Below are 19,157 nucleotides of genomic sequence, written 5' to 3'. Positions count from 1 at the left end.
TGAGCAATATTTTAATCATCACCAATCAATGAATCCAGTCAGCAATATGCCCTACACGGTCTTGAAAAAAGTAAAAATAAAACGAATACCCGAAAGTACTCTCCAGATGAAAAATATCAAATTTTAAAGCTTATGGCTGAACATAAATTAAATGTGAAAGAAACTGTTTAGATAACGTACCTATTGAAAGCTTCTTTGGACCACTGAAAAAAATTAGTCGTAAAAAAAAAGCAAGCCACCGTATGCAATATAGCGACTTGCCTTAAAATAAGATATTAATGGCTAACTTTTTTGAACCCATCATTTGGTTCATGGGTCTTTTTAATTGATTCACTGTGTTAACACACTATTTGTAATGTGCTTCTAGTCGATAGATAACCTGGCCCCGCTGACTAAATTTTTCTTCGTATTCCGTTTGAATATTGTCTTTGGCTAGCTCACTGTGATGTAAGTCTAATGAAATCGCATCAAACGTCATCCCAAAAGCATTTAAGCTCATTAATGAGTACTCGAATAAACCTTGATTATCAGTTTTAAAGCGCAAATAGCCGGTTGGCTGCATAATTTGCTGATATTCCATCAAAAATGCCTTGTATGTCAACCGGCGCTTTTCATGACGTGTCTTCGGCCATGGATCAGAGAAGTTCAAGTAAATCCCAGCAACTTCATTTTCAGCAAAAAACGATGTGAGTGCCGCTCCGTTCCCTAACAATAATTGTAAATTAGGTAATTTCAATTCAACTTGTTTTTGCAAGATAACTGCAATTGCAGATTCTTGGATTTCAACAGCAATGAAATTCCGTGTCGGATATTTTTGGGCCATCTGCGTAATAAATTGTCCCTTTCCGGAACCAACTTCGATATAGATGGGTTGCGTTTTGGCAAAGCGCATCTGCCAATTACCAGCACTATCTTCTGGATTTACTAAAATCATGCTTGGATTAGCTGCAATCAAATCAGCTGCCCAAGGTTTATTTCTTAAACGCATTATTTTCTCCTCATTACTGCCAATTAAAAAGGTTGGACGCTTGCCCAACCTTTGGCATTTACTTTTTATCTATTATTTCAGAAATCACTGCTTCTAAGCGCAATATGTCACGGTTCATTTCAGTAAAACGACCACGTTGATAATGGTGCTTAATGCTTTGCAAGAGGTTCAAACTGCCATACCAGTTGACACGCATCATTAATTCAGGTGTCACTTCAAGGCCATAGTTTTCAAGCCACGCATGCCATTCTTGACGTGGAACATATTGAAATAAAATCATTCCGAAATCGGTCGCTGGATCAGCCAACATAGCCGAATCCCAATCCACTAGGTAGAGTCGATTAATATCCGATAATAACCAATTCTTATGGCTTAAATCACCGTGGCAGACTTCAACAGAAGGGACCTGTAGTTGGTATTCCTTTTGCTTTAAGTAATCAGCTGTTTGCTCTAAAAAAGGATGTTGACGTAAGTCCTGCGGCAAACCATAAAAATAGGCCTGTAACATTTCATTTGCTGACCAGACACGCCCCCCAACTTTTTGTAACATCCGTTTCAATAGTTGCGACTGATGCACCCGCGCCAATAATTTAGCAACTTGTGAACTATTCATCTCATCACGCTTTAGAGTACGACCATTAAGCCACTCTTGTGCCGTTAAGACGTCCCCACTCGAAATTCGTTTGGTCCAAATTAGGCGTGGCGTAATCCCTTCTGCTGAGAGAGCGGCCAAAAAAGGTGAGGTATTTCGTTTTAGAAAAATTTTTTCTGATGCACGAACTCCTAAATATGCAGTCCCTGTATCGCCACCAGCTGGACGAACTTGCCAGCCAGTATCTAGGTCAAAATTCATCAGCCTCGACTCCTCTTCAATCAAATAAAGCGCCCGAATACAGCGCTTGTGTTGCTTCAACCGTCCAATAACTAAGGGTATCATATAATAATATAATAGCAGCCGTCAAGTTATAACTCGAATGGATTGCGCGAACTAAGCGCTCAATCGGTTCGGTAAATAAACTTGAATAAAGCCGATAACTAAGCCAAAAAGTCCGACGATACTCAATCCGACTTCAACCGTTACGCCTAGTGTCACTAATAAAATTATACTGAAAAAGGTCGCTTGAACCAATAAGAGGGTTCGCAATAACTGTTTAAAGGCATGCATCTGGCTGGCAGGAGCCACTGGATAAAGATGCGTAAAAATAATCTGATCGTATTGATTATAAAATGGCAATAGTTGGAAACCGACTAGATAAATTAATAGGCAACCTAAGGCAAAACTTAACCACCATAAATGGCTAAAACATAAGATGATGCCCCCCAAGAGAACTAACCGCAAATACAAACCACTAAATTCGGTTCCCCGTAAAAATCCACGCGTATACAAATAGAGATAAGTATTGGCTGGCCTAATTGCAATCAGCTTTAATAAGCCATCTAAGTAACGTCGCCGTTTAACTTGGCTACTAAGTCCCGGAACATCTGTAAAGAGATTATAAAGCCGATAAATCCGGCCAATCCGAGAATCCTCGTCACTAACTGCTTGTAGCCAATCAAATAACTGTGTTTTTTGGATTTTCCCTAGTTGCTGGCGTTGGTAGTAAGCACTGATTAGAGCAATTACAAACCCAACCAAATTTACCCACTGATACAATTGACTAGCAATAACTAACCAATCAATGAGAAACCACATAAACCAGCCCTTTTGCCGCTGATTTGCTTGGTACCATTGCTGCAATTGCATTGTAAAGCGACGGTCTTTAATGGCCAGTAATGTCCATAATAAAAAAATAAAATTCCATGACGACCAAGTTTTAGTAATTAACAGTAATGGGGCCAGTAATAACGTAATAAACCCAATGGCAATTAGCGGCAACCAACTACTGTATAATCTGGCCGCTTTTAAATACCATACCAGGTCGCTTTCTTTTGGCCGTAAAAAAACATGATCTGCTTCTTTAAGTAATGTTGCTAGCCGACCAAAACTAACTGTTGCCAACAACACTAAGCTCAATCCCGGTTTCATCCACCAAACCTGTGGATTCACAATTCCTTTAACCGCATTGGCATAGGTATAGCCTAGTGCACCCAATAAGAAGATAATTGCAATTACAAAATGATCATTGAAAACAAGCCGCAAATATTTTACTTGTTCTTGCACGTGTTTTTGCACACGTTTTTGCCATAATTCTTGCATGGTTAGCCTTCTTTCGTCATCTGTAAATAAATATCGTCAAGATTGGCATCTGCCATATCAAATTCAAGTTTCAATTCAGCAAGCGTCCCAGTTGTCCGGACCCGTCCTTGATTCAACAACACAAATGAATCTGCATATTGTTGTGCTGTGGCGAGAATATGGGTCGACATTAAAATGGCCGCTCCGGCAGCTTTTTTTTCAGCAATAATCGTCAATAAATCATGAATTGCTAATGGATCAAGGCCAGTAAAAGGTTCGTCAATAATGAACAAATCGGCATTCGTCATAAACGCATTGACAATCATCACCTTTTGCCGCATGCCTTTTGAAAAATGAACTGGGAACCAGTCAAGTTTATTATCCAAGCGAAACCGTTTTAACAATTCATTGGCCTTAACCCAAGTTTCTTCAATATTCAAATCATACGCCATCATCGTCAACTCCAAATGTTCGCGCAATGTCAATTCTGGATATAACACTGGTGTTTCTGGCACATACGCCATTTTCTGACGGTATACAGTCGGATTGGACTGAAGCGTGACGCCATCTAAGGTAATGGTCCCTTTCTGCGGTGTCAATAATCCGATAATATGTTTGATTGTCGTTGATTTGCCAGCTCCATTCAACCCAATCAACCCCACAACCTGATTATTAGCAACAGTAAAACTGACATCTTTTAAAACGGGAACGTGTGCATAACCACCCGTCAATTGATTAATTTCTAAGCTCATTATTAATAACCTCATTTTTTTGATTTTTAAAATGCTTTTTGTTTTATTTCTTATCATATCTTAACACGAAGCAAACTGCGAGTGACTATCACTTAAAAAAATAGCTATACCCTGCAAAGCCGGTGTCAGTAGCGAAAAGCCTTGGTTTATGATAGCATTAAGCTGTATCAAGATTTCAATCATAGAAAGTAGGCATAATCAATGGAAGATTGTATTTTTTGCAAAATCGTTCGAAATGAAATTCCAAATACCGTGGTCTATGAAGACGATGTGGTCAAAGCCTTTTTAGACATCACGCAAGTTACCCCGGGTCATACCCTGGTGATCCCCAAAAAACATGTCGCGGATATCTTTGAATATGATGCTGATTTAGCCGCTGCTGTTTTTAGCCGCATGCCTAAAATTGCTCGCGCCATTCAAACGAGCAACCCAGCAATTAAGGGAATGAACATCTGCAATAATAATGGCGCGGTTGCTTACCAATCGGTCTTCCACTCCCATTTCCACCTCATCCCACGTTATACGGCGAAAGATACTTTTGCAATGCAATTTGGTGATAACAGCGCTGATTACACCAGTGATCAACTGCAAGCTATCGCAGACCGAATTCACGCTCAATTGGAGGATTAATTATGTCATTTGCAAAAGGATTATTAGTTGGCAGTCTTTTAGGCACCACTTATGCCTTACTTACCGCTACCATAACTGGCCCCAAACGGCAACAAGCTGTGGCACAATATTTGAATACCCTCGCTAAAAACTCAGCAGACGTACAACAAAGTGCTGTCCAATTACAAAATGCTTCCCAAAATATGGCCAATGAACTTAAGACAACAGCCGTAACTTCATTTAGTAATATCAGTGATGCAGTACAAGCTTTTTCATTTGAAGCTGCTCCACGAATTGCGCAAATTGAAGAGTCAATTGACCGTTTAACCCAAAATTTAAAAAAATTAGATTAAATAAAAACTAACTTAAATTATGTGCAATGAAGTTAAGCATGTCAACGATTAGTTCACTTTTAATAAACCGATCAAATTTGAAAGTTCTGTGAAGTTTTAGACGATTCGTTCAATTTAGATAGTTTATGTGTTATATTAATTGTTGAATTCACTACGAGTTTATTCATAAATACTTTGATAAGGATGTGTCACACAATGAAAAAATGGCTATTAGCCGCTGCCAGTTTATTGATGGTAGTTTCACTAGCAGGTTGTGGTAGCAAGACTATCGCCAGCCTAAAGGGTGGTAAAATCACTCAAGACGAATACTATAAAGAAGTTAAGGAAACATCAGCCGGCAAACAACAATTGCAACAAATGATTTTGCAAAAAGCACTTGAAAATCAATATGATACAAAATCAATTGACAAAAAAGTTACCAAGACTTTTAACACATACAAAAAACAATATGGTTCATCATTTAACTCAGTTCTAGCACAAAGTAGCATGACTGCATCATCATTCAAGGACCAAATTAAAACTCAATTGCTCACTCAAGCTGCATTGAAAGACAACAAAAAAGTTACCAATGCTGACTTGAAGAAACAATGGAAATCATACCAACCAAAAGTTCAAGTTCAACATATCTTAGTTGAAAAGAAAGAAACTGCACAACAAGTGATTGACGCGCTTGCCAAAGACAATTCAACTAAAAATTTCACTGCATTAGCTAAGAAATATTCAACTGATACTGGTACTAAAAAAGATGGCGGTAAATTACCAGTCTTTGATAGTACTGATACGTCACTCGATGCAACATTCAAAACAGCCGCATTTAAGTTAAAAACCAATGAATATACAACAACGCCTGTTAAGACAAGTTATGGTTACCATGTTATCCGGATGATCAAAAATCCTGGTAAAGGTAAGATGGCAGATCACAAGAAGGAATTAACTGACATCGTCTATGCATCATGGCTCAAAGACCAAACTGTGATGAATAAAGTCATCACTAAGGTTCTCAAAAAGGCTGATGTTTCAATCAAGGATAAAGATTTAGCTGATATCCTTTCAAGTTACGGTGTTAATAGCAAAGCTTCAAAATCATCATCTAAATAAAAACTGAAAAGGCCCCTGATGCAAATGCATCAGGGGCCTTTTCAGTTTTTATTCTTTTGGTTGATCTAAATTAACATCATCAATTGGTCGGTAAAAGCGCCGTCCGTCCATTGCAAAAAGGCGTTCAGTAAATCGTCCGGTCTCCGCATGTTGTAACGATTGCGTCATCATTGTAATGCTTGCATCCAATTCATCAATTTGATGTAAAACTTCTGCTTCAAGAACTTGTGGCCGCACTGGCGACCCGTACTCCATTAAACCATGATGTGCTAGAACTACATGTCGTAATAACAACATATCTTCAGCATTAACATCAATTTTCAATGTATCACAGGCCCGGACAATTTCTTCATCAACTAGGACAATATGCCCAATTAAATTGCCGCGCACGGTATATTCCGTCGAAACCGGACCCGACAATTCCAACGTCTTCCCTAAATCATGTAAAATGACACCAGCAAATAATAATGCTTCATCGATTTGCGGATATTGAGCAGCAATTGTTTTGGCAAGGCGCAACATAGATAACGTGTGATATGCCAAGCCGCCACTAAATGCATGATGATTCGTCTTAGCCGCTGGAAAACTGAAAAATTCTGTTTGATATTTTTGCATTAAATGCCGGACCAGCCTTTGCCAATTGGGATTGGTAATTTCAAAAAGAACTTTACCAAATTCATCCTGCATTTCACTGACTTGAACAGGTGCTTTGGGTACGAATTGTTCGACTGTTTGGGGTTCATCCGCGGTTGTTAAGCGTAGCTTAAAAATTTTGATTTGCGGATTACTTTGGTACAGCTCGCGCTTACCTTGGAGGTGGATCACCTGCCCCGCCGTATACTTAGCCACTTCTTCATCAGAAGCGTCCCAATATTTACCACCGATTTGACCGGATTGATCTTGGAATGTGAATGCGATAAATTGTTTACCATTTTTAGCAATCCGCACGTCCGCTGTCTTTATCAAGACAAATAAATCGAGGTTCTCGTCATTTTGATAATCAAATAATTGCTTAACTGTCATGTTCTATCCCCACTTCCGCTAGATTTAACCAATGATCCGCTTCGAAATAGTCCTTAGCTCGCGGATTGGCCGTTAAATAAATCACCTGGTTTGCCTCACTGAGTTTTTGGAGTAACGTCCACACAGCAACTTGCCGTTGGTCATCAAAATTAACAAACCCGTCATCAATCAATAATGGTAACGACACTACATCTGCCACTTCTTCGGCAAACGCAAAGCGCAAAGCTATGTACAGCTGCTCTGCAGTTCCTTGTGATAGTTCACCGACTTCAAAAAGTACTTGATCCGCCCGTAAAACCGTCATCAGCGTTTCATCGAAGTTAATCTTAATATACCGATTCTGAGTTAAAATTGCAAAATACTGCGTTGCCTTTTCCAATAAACGTGGGAACCGTTCTTGTGAGGCTGCCTTAAGTGTCGCTTGAATCCAATCAACCGCTAACTGCTTAGCCAACCATTCTTGGGCCAAGTCGGTTATCTTAGCTTGTTCTTGTAATTGCAACTGACGTTGTTGTTGATAACGATCATTATCAACAAGTTGCGCTTGCGTCACACGTAATTGTGCAACGACTTGTTGTTGTTCCTGTAATTGGTCTGTCAAACTAGCCACTTGTTCTGTGATTTGAGCAGCTTGTTGTCTAAGCTGTTCTTGACTGTCACTTGCTTGTAAAGCCGGTAAATCGGTTGCCAATTGACGCTTTAAATCAGCTTGACGCTGTTCATTAGCGCGGCGTTGTTGCTCATTGGCAACACAATTAGCTAATTCTGCGGCAGTTGTCAAGTTGGCCTTTGCTAACAGGGCTGTTTGTGCAGCCTCTTGTTTTTGAATCGTTGCCGTTAAACGTGATACTTGTTGTTGATAATACCGGTAACTCTCATTACTTTGCGCGAGGTCTTGTGTGAGTTGCGTAATTCGCGCCTTGAATTGACTCACTTGGGCCAAGTTTTCTTCATGGCTGCCTTGCAAGGGCCCCACCCAATCGCGAGCAAAGTCAAACGCGTCCCAATACGTATTTAATGCCGCTTCGAGCGTCTGGTTAGCGGCTTGTTGACGTTTGAGTGTCGTGGCCAATTGCGTCATTCGACTCAAGGCATGCTGCATCCCGATAACTTGGCTGATTGGCATCGCCGTTTCGTAGCCTGCTTGGCCCAATAATGTCGCACTTTGTTCATGCATTGTTTGCAATCTTGCTTGTTGCGTCTGCAAAGCAGCCGCCTTGGTTTGCTTCTCAGCTTGCAACACATCCAATTTAGCAAGTGCTTGTTGCCAAGCTTCTTTTTGTGCTGGTTGACCCTGCGCGGTTTGTTTATTTAGCCAAGTCTTGTAGCCACCATAACCAAGTGCGGCTAATCCAACAACTACAATGCCCTTCAAAACGCCCGGTAAGAAAAAGCCAATCATAAACACAACGGCACCAATCAGCATACTCAATTGACTAAGACGGCCATTATTCAGTGGTGTTTCTTGCGGTTCAACCTGACTGACTGCCGCATTTTGCGTCGCTAATTGCGCCTCTAAATCAGCAAGTTGCTTGGTCAGCACTTGACTGGTCGTAGTCGCCTCATTTATTTCAATTTCGGCTTGTTCTAATTGTGTGCGTTGCTCGTCTGTCAACGGATTGGGTAGCTCGTCCGCTTGCCATTGATATTGCGCTACTAATTGTGCTTTTTCGCCAGCAAGTTGCGCACTTTGTGTTTCCTGCAACCCAAGTAACTGCACTTGTTTTTGCTGCTCATTTAATTGTTCAAACAATGGCGCCAACTTCTCTTGATTGGCTTGATAAAATCTAAATTCACCTGTTTGATCCAGTGTTTCTTGAACAGTTGCCACTGCAGCTTGTGCTTCTGCCAATGCTTTTGCATTCCGTTCACGTTCGACCACCAGTGCCTGGTATTGCTCATCAATCGTTAAGTCAAAAGATGTTGCCTTTTCAAGGTAATTTTGAAGTGTTTGCCACTCTGCATAACTTGGCCAGCGATCGAGTAGCTGCTGTAAATGTACTTGGCGTTGCTTCCGTTCAGCCACTTGCTTTTGTTGTTCCCTCATTGTCGCAACAGTGCTTTGCAAGAGTCGTGCATTCGTTTCATATTCTTGATAGCCACGACTCGCTTCGTTAACGGATTGCACCAAATCTGGATAGTTCTTCAAGGCAACATTTAGCGGCCATTTACGGCCAGATGGTTTGAAAATTTTCTGACTGTCCTTATCGAGTTCTTTAGCAAAATAGAGCCACTCATGACTACCAACCGCGCCAATGGTCAATAAATGCTGCAAAAAATCAGCTTGTTTTAAATTAAAAATCTGATTTAAATCGTGTTGGTTCGTTTCAAAAATCTGCGTAAACAAGGCTTCATCAGCCGGCGCTAAGAGGTCAGCTAAATAATCAGCCCCAAACTCTTTGCCTTGATCGATAACCGTTACGTCGCCGCCAAACTTACCCGAAATTCGACGAATCACAATATCACGGTCATGATAACTAACCAGTAATTCGCCACCGTATTGCGCACCATTTTTGGGCACATACTGTTCATAGCGTTGTTTAGCAGTCGCAAAGCCAAATAATACGCCTTTAATAAAGGTCGTTAGTGTTGTTTTCCCCGCCTCATTTTGACCATAAAGGACTTGATAATCGGTGTTCAAATCAATCGTCTGGTCATGCCACTTACCGAAGCCTAAAATAGTGACTGTCTTAATTCGCATCACTAATCCCCCATCTTTTTCTCTTGTAGAATTGTTGTGACTAAATCCTTAAGATCCGCTTGAAACTCAGGTGTTTCAATTGCTTGGCGAATAAAGTTTTCCTTCATCAATGGCTTCGCTTTTTCCAAAATATTTTCCGGTGTCAAGATGGTCTCAGCCGCTTGTTGCCAATAGGCTTGATCAATCTGACTAAATTGTTGTTGCGCCGCAAAGCGTAACTTCAAAGCGTACGGCCAGTGTAGTGGCTTACTATTTTCCAATTGGTCTTGTAACACTGCCAATAATTCACCATTATTAATCCGTTGCAATAAGTCACTTGATAATCGCTCCGCGTGTGTCAACTCTAGCGCTACTAAACTGGCCTGGTCACTTTGCATTAGTTGATCGCTCAATGCTGTTTGCAGTTGTGTTAAGCTCATGTCAGGCATGATTTCAAACGATTGGCGCTGCCATTCAATAACCGTCGTTGGTTTAAACGTTAGGTCAAACTCGCCCTCTTTAGTATCAACTAAATAAAAGCCCTTTTCGCCAGGTTCATTCTTGTGCCGTCCCTGTAAGTTGCCGGGGTAAACAATGGCTGGCCGTTCTTGGAGAATCTGGCGCTTATGAATGTGCCCCAATGCCCAATAATCATAATGGCAGGCGTTCAACTCACTAAGCGTAAATGGTGCGTAGTGATCGGTATCAGTGGTCGCTTTTTGACTACCATGCAACGTACCAATCGTGTAAGTCGTATTGGCTCGCGCTGGGAAATCTACAACGCGGTTAGTTGATACCCAACGTTGATCGTAACTGAATCCGACGATGGTCACGCTCTCATGACCTTTAGTCGTCAGTTCAAACGACTGCACTTCTGATCCAAAAACGTGAACATTGGCGGGGAATTCAAAATGGACTTGATTAGCATCCCAGTAATCATGGTTTCCATAACTCAGATAGACCGGAATGTCGACGGCTGCTAAACGTTCAAATTGTTGTTTGAGAAATTTTTGCACCGGTAAACTCTGTGCTTCCTGATCGAATGAATCACCAACCAATAACACAAAATCAACTGCTTCATCGACTGCTGTTTGGATTAATTTTTTAAATGCGGTAAAAGTTGATGCGTGGATTGTCTCCCACAATGCCGTTGGTGCCTGTTTTAACCCAATAAATGGACTATCGATATGGGCATCAGCCGCGTGAATAAATTTCATCTTAAAACCCCCATCTTTTTGGCCGGTTACAACCAGCTTAGATAAGCTTCATTATACCATTGCCATGCGGTTTGATAAAGACGATTAGAACAAACGTTCTGATTTTGAATAATAAAAAAACGCTGAATCGGAATGGACCGGTTCAGCGTTTAAAACACGCTCTCAGTTACTAACCATACAACCAGTCGCACCTATCCTTGATAGATATCTGCGATTGGTTTTGAGATAATCTGGTTTAATTCATCCATGGTTTGACTTAACTGACGTTCTTGATCCATCAATTTCTTAATAACGTCAATGTCGCCAATTTTTTGCGCAAGTTCTTGAATTTCTTTAATTTCATCATCTGTTAATTCTTGGCCTTGCATTTGCTTTTGTTGAAGTGCCATTTGTTGGGTTTGAAATTTCTTAAACATTGTGAAGGCAATATCGTCTTTTTTCAATGTTGCAAACGCATTTTGTAATCCTAAAAATTGTGGTAATTCTTGCAAGTGAGTTGCCATTTGGTTGGCATCATCATAAATATTAACTGTCATTATACGGTCTCCCTTTTACATATATTTAATTTAAAAAGCCCTTCAAATTATTATACCATTGATTGGCAGTATCTTTTGCTTTATTTATCCCGTCTTTAAACCCAGATTCAATGGAATCTACCAGTTGATGCGAAGTATCACTTTGCTCTTTTTTAGCCATTATCTGAGCATCTTCAGTATCAAAGTTTGTCTGCGCCGTGGTTGGTAGAAGTTGTTGCATCTCATATTTAAAAATGGGTGCAAGCCCATCGATACTGGTGTTGGTCATAAAATGATTTTGATCTGTTTTATCATATCCCATCCAAGTTGCTACCACAATATCTGGCGTGTAACCGACTAGCCACTGATCTTTTGTGCCAAAACCATAACTGTCTGGAACTTCCGTACTACCAGACTTACCAGCGACTTGATAACCATCCGGTTTGGCATACCGCCCAGTACCATTATTATAGACCCCCAGCATCATACTAGTCATCTCATTGGCCGTTTTCTGACTCATAATGCGGGTCTTTGATGGTTCAGTATTATCAACGATGACTGCTCCGCTGGCGTCCACAATTTTACGTATAAAATGGGTTTCCGATAATTCACCATTATTAGCAAAGGCGGTATAAGCACTGGCCATTTGATAAGGTGAAACGCCACCTTGCCAACCGCCTAAAGCCATTGCTAAGTTTTGATCGCTCTTAGGGACTGAAATTCCGAATTTTTCAACAGATTTAATTCCTCGTTTAAGCCCAATTTGATTTAGTAACCAAACGGCTGGTGCATTAGTACTATTGGCTACTGCCTGGTACATCGGCATTGAACCGGTGTACACATTATCCGGATTGGTTGGTAGATACTTATTGGTCCCATAACTTTGTTTCTTATCTTCAAGTGATGAATCATAATGATAACCATCTTCCAGGGCTGGCGTATAAACGGCCAGTGGCTTGATCGTTGAACCTGGTTGGCGTTTCATCTGCGTAATGCGACTGTAACCTCGAATTGTGTAGTCACCACGCCCGCCGACAACGGCTGAAACACCACCGGTCTTTGGATTAATTGCAACCGAGCTACCTTGCACCAATGTCCCATCTGCAGCATTATTGGGGAATAACCAATTTTGTTTAAAGGTCATTTCCAGCTTACTTTGTTGTGCTTGATCGAGTGCCGTATAAATTTTATAGCCATTTTTAACGATATCTTCTTCCTTCAAACCAAAACGATTAATGGCTTCATTCACTACTTCGTCAAAATAATAGGGATATTTATACCCATCCGTTTGTTCATAAGTATTAGTGACGACTAACTGTTCTTTCTTCGCATTAGCCGCTTGTGTTGGCGTTAATTTATGGTTATCAACCATCAGCCCTAAAATTAAGTTTCGCCGAGCTGTTGCATTATCTAAATGATCGGCTGGATTATAAAAACTGGGGCTACGCAACATAGCGGCCATTACGGCCCCTTCGCTCGCATCTAACTCACTTGCATTTTTACCAAAATACCGTTTCGATGCATCTTGAACACCCCAAACGCCGTTACCAAAGTAAGCGTTATTCAAATACATCGCTAAGATATCTTGTTTGGAATATACTTTTGTTATTTGGACAGCTAAAAACAATTCTTCAAATTTACGTGAAAAAGTCTGCTTCTGATTGAGCTTGGCATTTTTAGCTAGCTGTTGCGTAATCGTACTCCCGCCACCGGTAATCTGCCCGTGATGGACGATTAACCCAACCGCCGCTCGGGCTAAACCCTTAATACTGAATCCATGGTTAGTGTAAAAAGTACGATCTTCAGTTGATAACACTGCATTTTGAATTTGCGGTGAAATCTGATTGAGTTCCACATAGGTGCCCTTTTGTGAATATAACGTCCCAGCACGTTGATCTTTAGCATCATAGATGATGGTCGGTGACTGTAAGTTTGCCTTGATATCGCCAACGTTAGCAGTCTTGGCTTTGAAAGTTAGGTAGCTACTCATTACAAAAATCAGTACTAAGACCGCAAGAATCAACCATCGCGTCAATTGAAGTCGGTACCAGATATAACGAATCACGCGCCAAACGCGTTTCAAAAATTGTTTAATCATCAACCAAAACGACGAAACCTGTTTGTCCATGCGATCCCTCTTCTTACAGTTAAAATTAATCTTGTTTAATTGTAGCATATTCATCAATTGCCTTTAGTGCTAATAAGCGACATTAATAATCTTTTAAAATTTACATTTCTATCAATTTTCGCTACACTGAAATCCTAAAGGTGGTTGAACTCTATTGATAAGTTATCAAAAAAAAGTGATTTTGGCGCCCGACTTTAGTCCTATGTCTGTTCGTGGCTTACTAAATCACTGGTTAGTCCCACAAAAAATGCAACATTTCTTACGCATTAACCAAAATATTTTAGTTAATGGCCATTATCGCGCCTTTAACCGTCAAGTTGAAGCCGGTGACCAAATTACGATGAATTTTACCGACATCTCCGTCAAAGTGCAAGATTATCCCCTTGATGAACGGCAAACTTTTTCTGTTTTATATGAAGACGCTGATCTGCTTGTCGTTAATAAGCCGGCCGGAATTAAAACCCATCCTAACGGTCCCAATGAAAACTTCACGTTAATGAATCAAGTCGCCGCTTATCTTGCTAAAGAAAACAAAAAAGCCTACATGGTGCATCGCATCGATCAGGCAACTAGTGGGGTCCTCCTGATTGGTAAAACACCGATTGTGATTGGTATTTTAAACCGCCAGTTAAGCCAAAAAACAATGACGCGTCAATATATTGCCGTCGCTAACGATCCAGAACGGACCTTATTAGATCATGCCACAATTAACTTACCAATTGGCGTAGATGTTACCAACAAACGAAAACGTCAAATCGACTACATTACCGGGCTATCAGCTGTTACCCATTATCAGTTGCTCCACCGTAAGGGGCCTGCAGCAACATTAGCGGTTAATCTTGAAACAGGTCGAACGCATCAAATTCGCCTTCATTTAGCTGCGACTGGCCATCCCATTTTTGGTGACCCATTATACTTCCCAACCGATGCCACACAACGTTTGTTACTCCATGGACAAACACTACGTTATACAGAACCGTTTTCAGATCATCAACGAACAGTTACTGCTCCTATGCCAGAAATTTTTAACCACTATGTCGAATTATAAATAGCGCAACCCGCCAATTATGGGCGTTGCGCTATTTATTTGCTTTTATTTTCAACGAATCGTTGCTAAATGCTGCGAAAAACGTTCATTCAATTTAGTCGCTTGCGTTTCGCTCGGACTAATAATTACAATTGTATCATGACCTGCAAGCGTTCCAACAACTTCAGAATAATCTAAATCATCGATCAAGGCCGCCAATAAATTCCCGTTACTTGGTAGCGTTTTAATGACATTAAGCATTTGCACTTGTGTCACTGATAGGGCTACTTCGCGTAGTTTATCCTTTAATTTCTGAACCTGGGTGCGTTCATCGTCGTGAAAAATCGCATAGCGGAGTTCACCATTCACATCCCGCGCCTTAACAATTTGCATCTCCCGAATATCACGTGAAATGGTCGCTTGCGTTGCATCAATCGCTTCCCGTTTTAACGCAGCCAATAAATCCTCTTGCGTTGCAATCACTTGCTGATTAATGATTTGTTCGATCCGTGCTTGGCGATCTCCTTTTTTCACGACTGCCACCCCTTTTTAATTTCAATTGGGTCTATTATACCAGTTTCAAATTAAAATCGGTAGAGAGCGCTTTATATAATTCAAAAAAATGTATTTTCATAACCTTTTTAACCATATAAAGCAGAATTATTGATTGATAATGTTCTAAATTAGGATCAATCAACCATATTAATTGACTTTAAACTAATGTGATTGTTATGATTACTATAAGAAATGTACAAAGGAGGCGCCTATGAAGACCCGATTTAAAAGTCTAACCATTTTAGGGGGGATTGCAATCTTGTTTGCTCACTATCAAACAATATCGGCGGCTGAACCACCAATTTCAAATCAATCTGCACAATCTTCAGCAGTCGTTGCCGATTCCAAAGAACTTCAACCAATTAGTGAGCCATCAACTTCGGTAATAGCGCCTCCAACCATCGAGTTATCACAATCAAATGTAAATACAAAAACCGGGTTCACGCAAGTTCAGACGGCTGCTGAACTTAAAACAGCACTCGAAAACGGTAATAGCGTTCAACTGGCTGCCGATATTACTTTAAACCACGACGCCGCACGCATTCAACTTGGCAAGAGTAATCCACAAAATATTACAATTGATGGTACGGATCCAATTACCGGACAGCACCACCATTTAGATATTATTGACTCACTTGTTGCCACTGGGACAACCTATCTAAATTTTGGGGCCAATATGGCAGGTAAAACAATTGAATTTACTAATCTAAAACTCACTAACAATAATTATTACGGTCTCTGTCACCCAGTTCTTGATAGCTATTCAAAAGGCAGTACGCTCTTGCTCAATAATGTCGAATATACGAGTAATGCGGCGCAAGCACTCCATCTCATTTACGGTGTTATTGCATTTAGTGGTAATAACACCATTACCCAAACAAACGGAATCTATTCGCAAGAATTTGCTGAAACCGGCCGCCTCGATTTTAATGGTGGTACAACGACAATCAATCATACCGGAAGTGGCACATATGGCTTATTACGAGTTGATCAAGTCCCAACTGATGGCGTTGCTCCAGGGATTCAAGTAGCCGACGGTGCCAAGGTTGCAATCACCACTAATAACGCTATTTTTCCAACAGTCGGTCTGGGTATCCCCCACATCGATATTGAATCAAAAGGTACTGGTTCTGATTTAACTATGAATGCTGGTGCACAAATTTTTAACGTAACTGGTAATAGTGGCTCTAAAACAGTCGCAACAAACGGTGCCAGTATCAGCGTTACCAAAGGCACCAATTTCTATCAAACTGGAAATACCAATCAGACAATTAATGCCACTAATAATAGCCATATTAATTTACAATTATCCGGTGTCCTCTATAATTTAGCCCAAACACAAGCACCAATGCATGCTGCGCAAAACAGTACCATTGATATCAAAACAACGGGACCATTATCAAATTCATCGCAAACTAAAAGCCCAATTACTGCGGATCAAGAAAGTACCATTAACTTAACATCCGACAGTAATCTTTTTAACGGTTATGTTCAAGATACTCCCGTAAGTGCTACTAATAAGAGCCAGATCAGTTTAAAGGCTGGCAAGGACTTATTTACCAACATCTATAATCCGACAACCGGAAATCCAGCCATGCAAGTTACAACTGATAGTACTTCAAAAATGAATCTAGCCGCCCAAGATGCGTTTATCCGAAATGCACAGACCAATAGTGATTTTAAACTAGCAGTCGGTGGCGAGCTAGTTGCCACCTTTGGCCAATACTATGCAAATGCAAGCGCACGGAAATTCTTCTTTGATTTTCAAGATAATAGTGTTATCAATTTAACCATTAATGGACCCCAAAGTATTGCTAATGGTCTTATTCCACTAGGCATGGCAGGCTCTTACATGCAAATTGGTGATCACAGTCAAGTCACCGTCAATAATCAAACCACAACTGCCCAGCCCTTACTCTTGGGCGCTTCAACTGGTAATAGTCTGGTGGCCATTGGAGATGCCGATGTCACATTCAACAATAACACAGTTGCGGAAACACCAATTTTTGATCACATTAATCTACATTTAGAAAACCCAGGAGATACTAATGCCCGTCCCCGCTACCGCGGAATTACCTTAACCGAGAAAAATCAAAGTAAAACAGTTTTTCCTTTCGTTCACTTTACCGCTAGCATTGGTACCAGCACGACAGTTAGTAGCACAGACGACACTTTCAGGACTAAATTAGTTAATCTCAAAGATACCAAAGGGCTGACACAATTCCACCTACATGATCCTTTGCCACCTGAAATTTTAACACTCGAAAATACAAGCGGACTCCCTGCTGACGATGTTCACCAATTCAACTTTGATTTGCATGGAACAGCAACGCCCGGCAGCGAACTCAATGTTAATTTTCTAACTGCAGTGGACCAATCATTGTTAGCGGGTCCTAAAAAAGCAGCTGCCAGTAATCAAACGTATCAATATCAATGGCTAGCAACAATGCCAACTGAACAACATAAAATTGTCCTAGAGGCTAACTACCCTGCACCTTATACCCTCACTAATCCAACTCGTAAAATTCTGAAGGATATCCCACCACCCCAACTAGCTTTTCTCAAAGCACCCACCCATTTTGAATTTACAGCAGTATCTTTATCAAATAGCAAAAGTCCAATCTATTCGTACGATGCAACATCCGATGCCGATTTAATAATTTCAGATCCACGTAATGGTAACCGCGGCGATTGGTCAGTCCAAGTTAATCTAACCAAGCAGTTAACTGCAACACCGGCTAACTTACCAACATCAACCCTTGAAGACGCTTTAATTTGGACTAAGGATGCTCAATCGACCCCATTAAAATTAAACATTCCTCAACATCTTTTTAGTAAAGCGGGCTATACATCGAGTGATTCAACGCCCGATGTCGCAGATTTGTCTAGTTTATTAAAATCAACATTGCAAGCACAATTTCCGGCTGGACCAAAAATCGCCAACGAGCCTTACACGGCTGAATTAGAATTTATTTTAGTGTCAGCACCATACTAACAATCAGGAGGTCTTCTAAGATGTATAAACTGTGTTTCTTTGCCATGCTACTCGGTGGCAGTCTACTTTTTACACCGATTCGAGCAGATGCGGTTACTGTTAATTCGACGGTAACCGTCCAGTTTACACCTAGCAAACAGCCACCCATTAATCCCCCAAACATCGCTGCACCTGAGAATACTGATGCTCATCAACCGAACTTACAGATTGTACTACCACGTTTCTCTGCAACACCCAGTGGACGACTTCCACAAACGGATGTCACCTCCACTCGGCCGTATCAATTACTTGGCTTATTGCTCCTACTAATTACAACACTCATTAAGAAAGAGGCGACTTATTATGAAAAAAACATTGATTAGTACCACATTACTCACACTACTTGCAACAACTGGTCTATCGACAGGCATGGTTGGTGCTGCTACGGTTGATACTAAACCAAGTGACGCTGCCGTATTATTCACAGAAAAAAGCAATCCTTTAGAAATTACAGCCGTTCCTGATATGCATTTTGGTTCTCACGAAATTGATCGCTCAAAGCGTAATGACTATCCCGTTATTGCTAGTGGCACTCACGTTGGTAAAGGTACCTTAACAACTGCCAATACTGTCAGTATCCAAGACGATCGTAGTAAGGCCAAGTTAGACGGCTGGGACTTACAAGTTCAACAAACTAACTTTACAAATATGGGCGATTCAACGGGTGTTGGTGCCGATCCAACTGACACTTTAAACGGAACCCAAGTGGTCTTCAAAACAGGTACAAGCACTATTGATCAGACCAATCCGTCCGGTGTCGCAAGCTTTGGTGCTGATGAAATTGCACTGAATACGGCGCCAGCCACCTTCATGCGAGGTGATGCGACTGCTTATGGTAGCGTTAAAGCGACTTTAGGAACTGGAATTGGTGCTGATGCCATCAATCTTCGCGTCCCAAGTACAGTCAACCCAACTGAAGCGGTACACTACCAATCAGAGTTAACATGGTCACTAGTTGCTGGCCCAACTGCATCATAATCTAGCGAATTACAAAGGAGCGTT

The 19,157-nt window shown here is 40.9% G+C and carries 17 protein-coding genes; 7 read left to right on the top strand and 10 right to left on the bottom strand.

Annotated elements, in window-relative coordinates:
- Positions 1–346: 346 nt before the first annotated feature.
- From trmB to FC90_RS02415, 4 genes are all read right to left on the bottom strand, one after another.
- Positions 347–988 carry a tRNA (guanosine(46)-N7)-methyltransferase TrmB gene (trmB, locus tag FC90_RS02430; protein ID WP_057907721.1) on the bottom strand — a complete coding sequence of 214 codons (642 nt, stop codon included), beginning with the start codon at positions 986–988 and terminating at the stop codon, positions 347–349.
- Between the two features lie 58 nt (positions 989–1,046).
- On the bottom strand, positions 1,047–1,841 hold the full coding sequence (locus FC90_RS02425; protein WP_057907720.1) for a phosphotransferase family protein: 795 nt from the start codon (positions 1,839–1,841) through the stop codon (positions 1,047–1,049).
- 135 nt (positions 1,842–1,976) lie between these two features.
- The gene (locus FC90_RS02420; protein ID WP_057907719.1) at positions 1,977–3,185 is read right to left on the bottom strand and encodes an ABC transporter permease; all 1,209 of its coding nucleotides are present in this window, start codon (positions 3,183–3,185) and stop codon (positions 1,977–1,979) included.
- A 2-nt stretch (positions 3,186–3,187) separates the two neighbouring features.
- Positions 3,188–3,916, bottom strand: coding sequence for an ABC transporter ATP-binding protein (locus tag FC90_RS02415; RefSeq protein WP_057907718.1), 729 nt, complete (start codon positions 3,914–3,916; stop codon positions 3,188–3,190).
- 201 nt (positions 3,917–4,117) lie between these two features.
- Between FC90_RS02415 and FC90_RS02410 the strand changes: the two genes are divergently transcribed.
- The 3 genes from FC90_RS02410 to FC90_RS02400 all read left to right on the top strand — a co-directional run bounded on the left by FC90_RS02410 (position 4,118) and on the right by FC90_RS02400 (position 5,976).
- On the top strand, positions 4,118–4,546 hold the full coding sequence (locus FC90_RS02410; protein ID WP_057907717.1) for an HIT family protein: 429 nt from the start codon (positions 4,118–4,120) through the stop codon (positions 4,544–4,546).
- A gap of 2 nt (positions 4,547–4,548) precedes the next feature.
- Positions 4,549–4,878 carry a YtxH domain-containing protein gene (locus FC90_RS02405; protein WP_057907716.1) on the top strand — a complete coding sequence of 110 codons (330 nt, stop codon included), beginning with the start codon at positions 4,549–4,551 and terminating at the stop codon, positions 4,876–4,878.
- Positions 4,879–5,073: 195 nt separating this feature from the next.
- Positions 5,074–5,976 (top strand): peptidylprolyl isomerase PrsA, encoded by a 903-nt coding sequence (locus FC90_RS02400; RefSeq protein WP_057907715.1) that lies wholly within the window; start codon positions 5,074–5,076, stop codon positions 5,974–5,976.
- A gap of 48 nt (positions 5,977–6,024) precedes the next feature.
- On the opposite strand, the gene FC90_RS02395 is transcribed toward FC90_RS02400, so the two are convergent.
- The 5 genes from FC90_RS02395 to FC90_RS02375 form a co-directional block, all read right to left on the bottom strand.
- Positions 6,025–6,999, bottom strand: coding sequence for a 3'-5' exoribonuclease YhaM family protein (locus FC90_RS02395; protein WP_057907714.1), 975 nt, complete (start codon positions 6,997–6,999; stop codon positions 6,025–6,027).
- Positions 6,989–9,700: an ATP-binding protein gene (locus FC90_RS02390; protein WP_057907713.1), complete on the bottom strand. Its 2,712-nt coding sequence runs from the start codon at positions 9,698–9,700 to the stop codon at positions 6,989–6,991. The genes FC90_RS02395 and FC90_RS02390 overlap by 11 nt, the downstream gene beginning before the upstream one ends.
- A gap of 2 nt (positions 9,701–9,702) precedes the next feature.
- Entirely contained in the window at positions 9,703–10,896 is a 1,194-nt protein-coding gene (locus FC90_RS02385; RefSeq protein WP_057907712.1) for a metallophosphoesterase family protein, read from the bottom strand.
- Positions 10,897–11,087: 191 nt separating this feature from the next.
- Positions 11,088–11,432 (bottom strand): YlbF family regulator, encoded by a 345-nt coding sequence (locus tag FC90_RS02380; RefSeq protein WP_057907711.1) that lies wholly within the window; start codon positions 11,430–11,432, stop codon positions 11,088–11,090.
- 25 nt (positions 11,433–11,457) lie between these two features.
- On the bottom strand, positions 11,458–13,539 hold the full coding sequence (locus tag FC90_RS02375) for a PBP1A family penicillin-binding protein (protein WP_057907710.1): 2,082 nt from the start codon (positions 13,537–13,539) through the stop codon (positions 11,458–11,460).
- Positions 13,540–13,693: 154 nt separating this feature from the next.
- Here FC90_RS02375 and FC90_RS02370 point away from each other — a divergent pair, with 154 nt between their 5' ends.
- Positions 13,694–14,587, top strand: a complete 894-nt coding sequence (locus FC90_RS02370) for an RluA family pseudouridine synthase (RefSeq protein ID WP_226789457.1) — start codon at positions 13,694–13,696, stop codon at positions 14,585–14,587.
- 51 nt (positions 14,588–14,638) lie between these two features.
- Here the strand turns inward: FC90_RS02370 and FC90_RS02365 are convergent, their stop codons facing one another.
- Positions 14,639–15,100 (bottom strand): arginine repressor, encoded by a 462-nt coding sequence (locus FC90_RS02365; RefSeq protein ID WP_057907709.1) that lies wholly within the window; start codon positions 15,098–15,100, stop codon positions 14,639–14,641.
- Between the two features lie 232 nt (positions 15,101–15,332).
- Between FC90_RS02365 and FC90_RS02360 the strand changes: the two genes are divergently transcribed.
- Genes FC90_RS02360 through FC90_RS02350 form a run of 3 tightly spaced genes read left to right on the top strand, consistent with a single transcriptional unit; the run spans position 15,333 to position 19,133 of the window.
- Positions 15,333–18,116 carry a hypothetical protein gene (locus FC90_RS02360; RefSeq protein WP_057907708.1) on the top strand — a complete coding sequence of 928 codons (2,784 nt, stop codon included), beginning with the start codon at positions 15,333–15,335 and terminating at the stop codon, positions 18,114–18,116.
- Positions 18,117–18,136: 20 nt separating this feature from the next.
- Positions 18,137–18,478: an LPXTG cell wall anchor domain-containing protein gene (locus FC90_RS02355; protein ID WP_057907707.1), complete on the top strand. Its 342-nt coding sequence runs from the start codon at positions 18,137–18,139 to the stop codon at positions 18,476–18,478.
- Complete coding sequence (locus FC90_RS02350) at positions 18,459–19,133, top strand: WxL domain-containing protein (protein WP_057907706.1); 675 nt, start codon at positions 18,459–18,461, stop codon at positions 19,131–19,133. Before FC90_RS02355 ends, FC90_RS02350 begins: the two co-directional genes overlap by 20 nt.
- The last annotated feature ends 24 nt before the right edge of the window (positions 19,134–19,157 follow it).

Origin of the sequence: Latilactobacillus graminis DSM 20719 (genome assembly GCF_001436415.1) — a bacterium.
Taxonomy (GTDB): Bacteria; Bacillota; Bacilli; order Lactobacillales; family Lactobacillaceae; genus Latilactobacillus; species Latilactobacillus graminis.
Note: the sequence above shows the minus strand (reverse complement) of the source record. Positions and strands in the feature narration are given on the sequence as shown.